The organism is Pseudomonas sp. NFACC16-2 (assembly GCF_900119205.1).
In the GTDB taxonomy this organism is placed as follows: domain Bacteria; phylum Pseudomonadota; class Gammaproteobacteria; order Pseudomonadales; family Pseudomonadaceae; genus Aquipseudomonas; species Aquipseudomonas fluorescens_Q.
The window spans coordinates 160,077-166,281 of record NZ_FPIX01000011.1; the positions used below are offsets into that span (position 1 = coordinate 160,077).

Genomic DNA, 6,205 nt, shown 5'->3' on the forward strand with positions numbered 1-6,205 from the left:
ATCCCCTCGCCACAGAGGCGCATGCCGCGAGGTCATTGGTCGTTCGGTCGGGCCCGCCGACGCACTTGCCACACCACCAACCCAAGCAACAGCGCCCCCAGCAGACCGCCCAGCCCCCAGACGAGCTCATCGTCACTGAGCAATGGCTTTTCGATGCGCAGGTAACCCGGGTCCTTGAGCAGTTCGCGCAGGGCCACGTTGGCCTGTTCCAGGCTCACCTCCTGCAGGCGCAGGGCCGGGTTGGCGAAACGGCCGTCTTCATAATCGCCCAGGGCGCCCCAGTAGTAATCGGCCAGTGCGCTGTTGCCTTGAACCGCCCAGGACTGATGGGCGATGGCCGCACGTTTGATGCGCACGAAATCGGCGGGGTCCAGGCCATCCTTGAGCAATCTCTTGCGCAGTTCTTCCAGCGCCTGTTCGGCTTCGGGCAAGTCTTCGCGGGACAGGTCCGCGTTCAGGCTGAAGAAGCCGACGCCGCCGAACACCTCGCGCTCGGTCCACGGCCCGTAGGACAAGCCACGGGCCAGGCGCAATTGGCGATAGAGCGCCCAGTCCAGGTAATCCTTGAGCAGGTCGAAGGTTTCGTCATGCTGCTCATCCAGCACCGGCTCCGGGAACAGCCAATGAAGCTTGGCGCTATTGCCGACCAGGCCATGGATCAGGTTGCGCTTGGTGACCGCCTTGTAGCGGATCTGTGGCAGCGCCTCGTGTGGGCTGGGCTCCACCGGCTCGAGTTCGCCAAAGGCGCGCTCCAGGTAGGCCGGCAACAGTCGGTCGAGGTCGCCGACCACGATCAGGGTCATGTTGTTCGGTGCATACCAGGCCTTGCGCACTTGTTCGAGTCGGGCGAGGGTATGGCGCTCGACCTCGGCCCGTTCCGCGCAGCGCAGGCCCAGCTCAACCGCCAACTGGTTGCTGGCCTTGTGGCCCAGGTCCTGGTGATCGAGCCAGCGTTGCAGGTGGGTGTAGTGGCCGCCGTCCTCGCGTTCCACCACCCGCTTGGCCGCCTCCAGGGCTTTTTCATCGATGCGGGTGCGGGTCAACAGCGCCAGCAGCAGGTCCAGGATCTTGCGTTGATTGCGTGCCGGCGCCTCGATCACGAACGTGGTGTCGGCGTTGCTCGTGAAGGCATTCCACTCGCCACCCAAGGCCTGCATGCGCTCTTCCAGGCCGCCTTCACCGCTCTCATCGACGCCGCTGAACAGCAGGTGTTCGAGCAGATGCGGCAGTTCCTTGTCGGCGCAACTGAAGTCGTCCAGGCCCACGCCGACCACCAAGCGGATCGCCACATGCCCGCGCTCGCTGCCCGGCTTGAGCATCAGCTGCATGCCGTTGGGCAACGTATAGCCTTCGACCTGGAACCGGTCCAGGGCGACCACGGGCAGTGAGCCGAGTAAAAGAAAGGCGAACAACAGACAACGCATAAGGGCTTCCTGGCGGCTGAGTGGAGGTCCATGGTGCCGGGCAGGCCGTCATCGGCGGATCGTCGCCCGGAGCCGGCTCGCTCCCCCTATCGAATCTATGCGGTGTTCATGACAACGGGAGCAGGCGGGCCGGTGAACGGTTTCAGGCCCGAGCCAATGTTACTGACTGACCAATGCGCCAGTCGTTCACGGCGAATGGGTAATGTCGCTAATTTCATCCGCCGCCAGTGCGCCGATCTCGGCGGTCTCCAGGACCACATAGGCACTGCCGCAAAACAGCGAATTGAGGCGCCTCATGTCGGCAATCAGCTCCAAGTGAAGGGAACTGGTCTCCAGGCTTTGCACGACCTTGCGCTGCAGGCGGCTGACGTGGGCATGGGCCATGCGCCGTTCCTGCGCCCGAAAGCGACGTTTCTCACGCAGCAACTGGCGGGCGCTTTCCCGGTCGGCGCTGAGGAATACCGACAGCCCCAGCCGCAAGTTGGCGATCAAGTGGCTATGCAGCCCCGTCAATTCCTCCAGGCCCACCTCGGAAAAGGAGCGACGTTGCGAGGTCTTCTGTTGCTGGACCTTGCGCAACATGCGCTCGATCAGGTCGCTGGCCAGTTTCAGGTTGATCGCCAGCTCGATGATTTCCGCCCAGCGGCGGCTGTCCTGCTCACTGAGGTCCTCACGGGGCATTTGCGCCATGTACAACTTGATTGCACTGCACAGCGCCTCGACATCATCACTCATGCGCCGTACGTCCTGGGTCACCGCCGTCTGCGTACCCCGCAGCACGCCCAGCATGGCTTCGAGCATGTTTTCGATCAGATCGCCGATACGCAAGGTTTCCCGGGCCGCGTTCGCCAGCGCCAGGCTCGGAGTGGCGAGGGCGGTAGGGTCCAGATGTCGCGGCTTGGCCGTGCCGTTGGTGTCCGGACGTTCCGGCAACAACCCGGCACAGAGCCGCGCCATGGGGCCGACGCTGGGCAGCAGCACCAGGCAACGCACGGTGTTATAGAGCAGATGGAAACCAATGACTGTTTCCTGGGGGCTGAAATCCAGGCTGTCCAGCCAGCCCACCAGCGGATCGAGTACCGGAATGATCAGCAACAGGCCGATCAGCTTGTACAACAGGCTGCCCAACGCCACCTGGCGCCCGGCGGCGTTCTGCATGCTGGTGCTGAGAAAGGCCAATACGCCGCTACCAATGTTGGCGCCAATCACCAGGCCGATGGCCACCGGCAGGCTGATCACCGCAGCGCCGGCCAGTGTGGCGGTCAACAGCACGGCCGCCAGGCTGGAGTAGGAGATCATCGCGAACATCGCGCCGACCAACGCATCGAGCAGGATGTCGCCCGTCAGCGAGGCGAAGATCACTTTCACGCCCTGGGCATGGGTGATGGGCGCCGCGGCTTCGACGATCAATTGCAGGGCCAGGATGATCAGGCCCAGGCCGATGCCGACCCGACCCATTTGCCCGACGCGGGTCTGTTTGCGCGACAGGAAAAAAATCACCCCGAGGAAAATCAGCAGCGGCGACAGCCACGACAGGTCGAGGGTCAGCACCCGCGCCATCAGCGCGGTGCCGACGTCAGCGCCGAGCATGGTCGCCAGGGCCGGGGTCAGCGCCATCAGGCCCTGGCCGACGAACGAGGTGACGAGCATGGCCGTGGCGTTGCTGCTCTGGACCATGGCCGTGACCATGATGCCCGCGACAAAGGCGAGCCAGCGCCGGGACATGTTCTGGCCGATGACATGGCGCAGGTTCGAGCCATAGACCCGCAAGATGCCGGTACGGACGATGTGCGTGCCCCAGATCAGCAGGGCGACGGCGGAGAGCAAATTCAGCAGGGTCAGCATGAGGAGCCCCCTGTTAGCGTCCCAAAGGGACAAATTGACGATGCCACATTCTTCTTTCTTGTACTTAAGCTGTAGTTGGCGAACGGTTCGGGCGCCAGCATTGCACAGCTAAAGAATCGTTTGAAACAAAACTGTCATAAAAAACACCACAGCCCCTGTGGGAGCGAGCTTGCTCGCGATAGCGGCCTGACAGTCAAAGATAATGTTGGATGTCATGGCCTCATCGCGAGCAAGCTCGCTCCCACAGGTTTTGCATCCGGCCCCTTTTTCGCGGGCATGAAAAAGGGGCTTCAAGAGCCCCTTCATTCATTGCCCTATACCGTTACTGCCCCGGCATGTCCTTGCGCAGTTTCACCGGGTCCTGCTGCTTGCGCTTGCGTGCAATCGCGGTGCGCATCTTGATGTTGATGGCTTCCACCGCCAGGGAGAACGCCATGGCGAAGTAGACGTAGCCTTTTGGCACATGCACGTCGAACGACTCGGCGATCAGCACGGTACCGACCACCAGCAGGAACGACAGCGCCAGCATCTTCAGCGACGGGTGCTTGTCGATGAACTCGCTGATGGTGCCCGAGGCCGCCATCATCACCAGCACGGCGACGATGATCGCCGCCACCATCACCGGCACATGAGAGACCATGCCGACAGCGGTAATGACCGAGTCCAGGGAGAACACGATGTCGATGATCGCGATCTGGATGATGGTGTAGATGAAGTTGCCACCCTTGCCCGAAGGTTCGTCGTTGGTTTCATCTTCGCCTTCCAGGGCGTGGTACATCTCCTGGGAGCTTTTCCACAGCAGGAACAGGCCACCGAAGAACAGGATCAGGTCACGACCGGAGATGCCCTGGCCGAACACTTCGAACAAATCGGCGGTCAGGCGCATGACCCAGGTGATGGACAGCAGCAACAGGATCCGCGTGACCATGGCCAGCGCCAGGCCGAAAATCCGGGTGCGCGCCTGCATGTGCTTGGGCATGCGGCTGACCAGGATCGAAATCATGATGATGTTGTCGATGCCCAGGACAATTTCCAGGGCGGTCAGGGTAAAGAAGGCAACCCAGATTTCCGGGTTGGTCAGCCATTCCATGTGAGTTCCTTTGAGCGAGTGTTAAGCCGCGCCGACGAGCGGCGCAGCAGGCATTGCTTTTATAGAGTGCTGAACAGCGGAAAAATCCCCATCAGCAACGCGGCGAACATTATGCACAGGCAAACCAGCACTGCCCACTTCAGGGTGAAGCGTTGGTGATCGCCGAACTCGATCCCGGCCAGCGCCACCAGCAGGTAAGTCGACGGAACCAGCGGGCTTAGCAGGTGGACGGGTTGGCCGACGATCGAGGCACGGGCCATTTCGACGGCGGTGATGCCGTAGTGGCTGGCGGCTTCGGCGAGAACCGGTAACACCCCGTAATAAAATGCGTCGTTGGACATGAAGAACGTGAACGGCATGCTGACCAGCGCGGTAATCACTGCCAGGTACGGGCCGAGGAAGTCCGGGATCACCGCCAGCAGGCTCTTGGACATGGCGTCGACCATGCCGGTGCCGGACAGGATGCCGGTAAAGATACCAGCCGCGAAAATCAGCCCGACCACCGCCAAGACGCTACCGGCATGCGCTGCAACGCGGTCTTTCTGCTGTTGCAGGCACGGGTAGTTGACGATCATCGCGATACTGAAGGCCACCATGAACAGCACCGGCAGCGGCAACAGGCCGGCGATCAGGGTGCCCATCAGGCCCAGGGTCAACGCGCCGTTGAACCAGATCAGCTTCGGACGACGGGCGTCCGGGAACTGGGAAACGCTGATTTCGCTGTGGTCGATTTCATCACCGACCAGATGCAATTCACCCAGGCGTGCGCGCTCGCGCTTGCCGTACATGTAGGCGATCGCCAGGATCGCCACCACGCCGGCCAACATGGCGGGAATCATCGGCACGAAGATGTCGGACGGGTCCACGTGCAGTGCACTGGCGGCACGGGCCGTCGGGCCGCCCCACGGGGTCATGTTCATCACGCCGCCGGCGAGGATGATCAGGCCGGCCATGATGCGTGGGCTCATGCCGATACGGCTGTAGAGCGGCAGCATCGCCGCTACGCAGATCATGTAAGTGGTCGCGCCGTCACCATCAAGGGAAACGACGAGCGCCAGAACGGCGGTACCGACCGAAACTTTCAACGGGTCGCCCTTGACCAGCTTGAGGATCTTGCGCACGGCCGGGTCGAACAGGCCGGAGTCGATCATCAAGGCAAAATACAGAATCGCGAACATCAGCATCACCCCGGTCGGGGCGAGCTTGGTGATGCCTTCGAGCATCATCGGGCCGATTTTCGGTGCAAAACCACCGAACAGGGCGAACAGGATCGGGATGATGATCAAGGCGATCAGCGCGGACAGGCGCTTGGTCATGATCAGGAACATGAACGTGATGACCATGGCGAAGCCAAGGAAAGTCAGCATGGGAAATACTCCAGGCGTGGCGCGGCGGGCAAAGGCGAACCAGACAGGTCAGCGCAGGATGCAAAGCTCGGGACGGACGGATGGAGTGGGTGCAGCGGGACGGGTAGCAGCGGACATCAGAATCACCATTGTTGTTGTTAAAAGGGCCGAACGAGCCTTGAAGACTCGCTTTTGGCCGACCGGTCTTTTGCCGGTAGTGGGGGTGATCCTAATCGCGCTAGCTTTCAGCAAGCTTTCGCAGGGTAAATGGGTGACGAGCCGCAGATGATGACCTATTAAGCAGCATTCCTGTGGCGAGGGGATTTATCCCATAGGCGCTAACCAAACTCCAAAAATAGTAAACTGATCCGCAATTGAGATGAGTTGCAAGGAAAGCAAGTGTGACACCAGGACTAGATGAAGATTGGCCAAAGCTGTTAGCGCTATTGCCTGCGGGATGGGAAGCCAAGGCCAGGGAATTGGGGGCGTTGAAGTTCGGG

4 protein-coding genes are annotated in these 6,205 nt (G+C 61.4%); all 4 read right to left on the minus strand.

What is annotated here, in order from left to right; all coding sequences use genetic code 11:
* Nucleotides 1-32: 32 nt before the first annotated feature.
* Nucleotides 33-1,424, minus strand: a complete 1,392-nt coding sequence (locus BT116_RS12410) for a M16 family metallopeptidase (protein ID WP_072343880.1) — start codon at nt 1,422-1,424, stop codon at nt 33-35.
* 186 nt (nt 1,425-1,610) lie between these two features.
* Nucleotides 1,611-3,269 carry a Na/Pi cotransporter family protein gene (locus BT116_RS12415; protein ID WP_072343882.1) on the minus strand — a complete coding sequence of 553 codons (1,659 nt, stop codon included), beginning with the start codon at nt 3,267-3,269 and terminating at the stop codon, nt 1,611-1,613.
* A gap of 322 nt (nt 3,270-3,591) precedes the next feature.
* Nucleotides 3,592-4,359: a TerC family protein gene (locus BT116_RS12425; protein WP_072343886.1), complete on the minus strand. Its 768-nt coding sequence runs from the start codon at nt 4,357-4,359 to the stop codon at nt 3,592-3,594.
* Nucleotides 4,360-4,418: 59 nt separating this feature from the next.
* Complete coding sequence (locus tag BT116_RS12430; protein ID WP_072343889.1) at nt 4,419-5,726, minus strand: CitMHS family transporter; 1,308 nt, start codon at nt 5,724-5,726, stop codon at nt 4,419-4,421.
* Nucleotides 5,727-6,205: the final 479 nt, after the last annotated feature.

What these genes read in the sequence shown, in the direction of transcription:
- BT116_RS12425 (WP_072343886.1), bottom strand. Translation starts at nt 4,359, where the DNA reads ATGGAATGGCTGACCAACCCGGAAATCTGGGTTGCCTTCTTTACCCTG.
- BT116_RS12430 (WP_072343889.1), bottom strand. Translation starts at nt 5,726, where the DNA reads ATGCTGACTTTCCTTGGCTTCGCCATGGTCATCACGTTCATGTTCCTG.
- BT116_RS12415 (WP_072343882.1), bottom strand. Translation starts at nt 3,269, where the DNA reads ATGCTGACCCTGCTGAATTTGCTCTCCGCCGTCGCCCTGCTGATCTGG.
- BT116_RS12410 (WP_072343880.1), bottom strand. Translation starts at nt 1,424, where the DNA reads ATGCGTTGTCTGTTGTTCGCCTTTCTTTTACTCGGCTCACTGCCCGTG.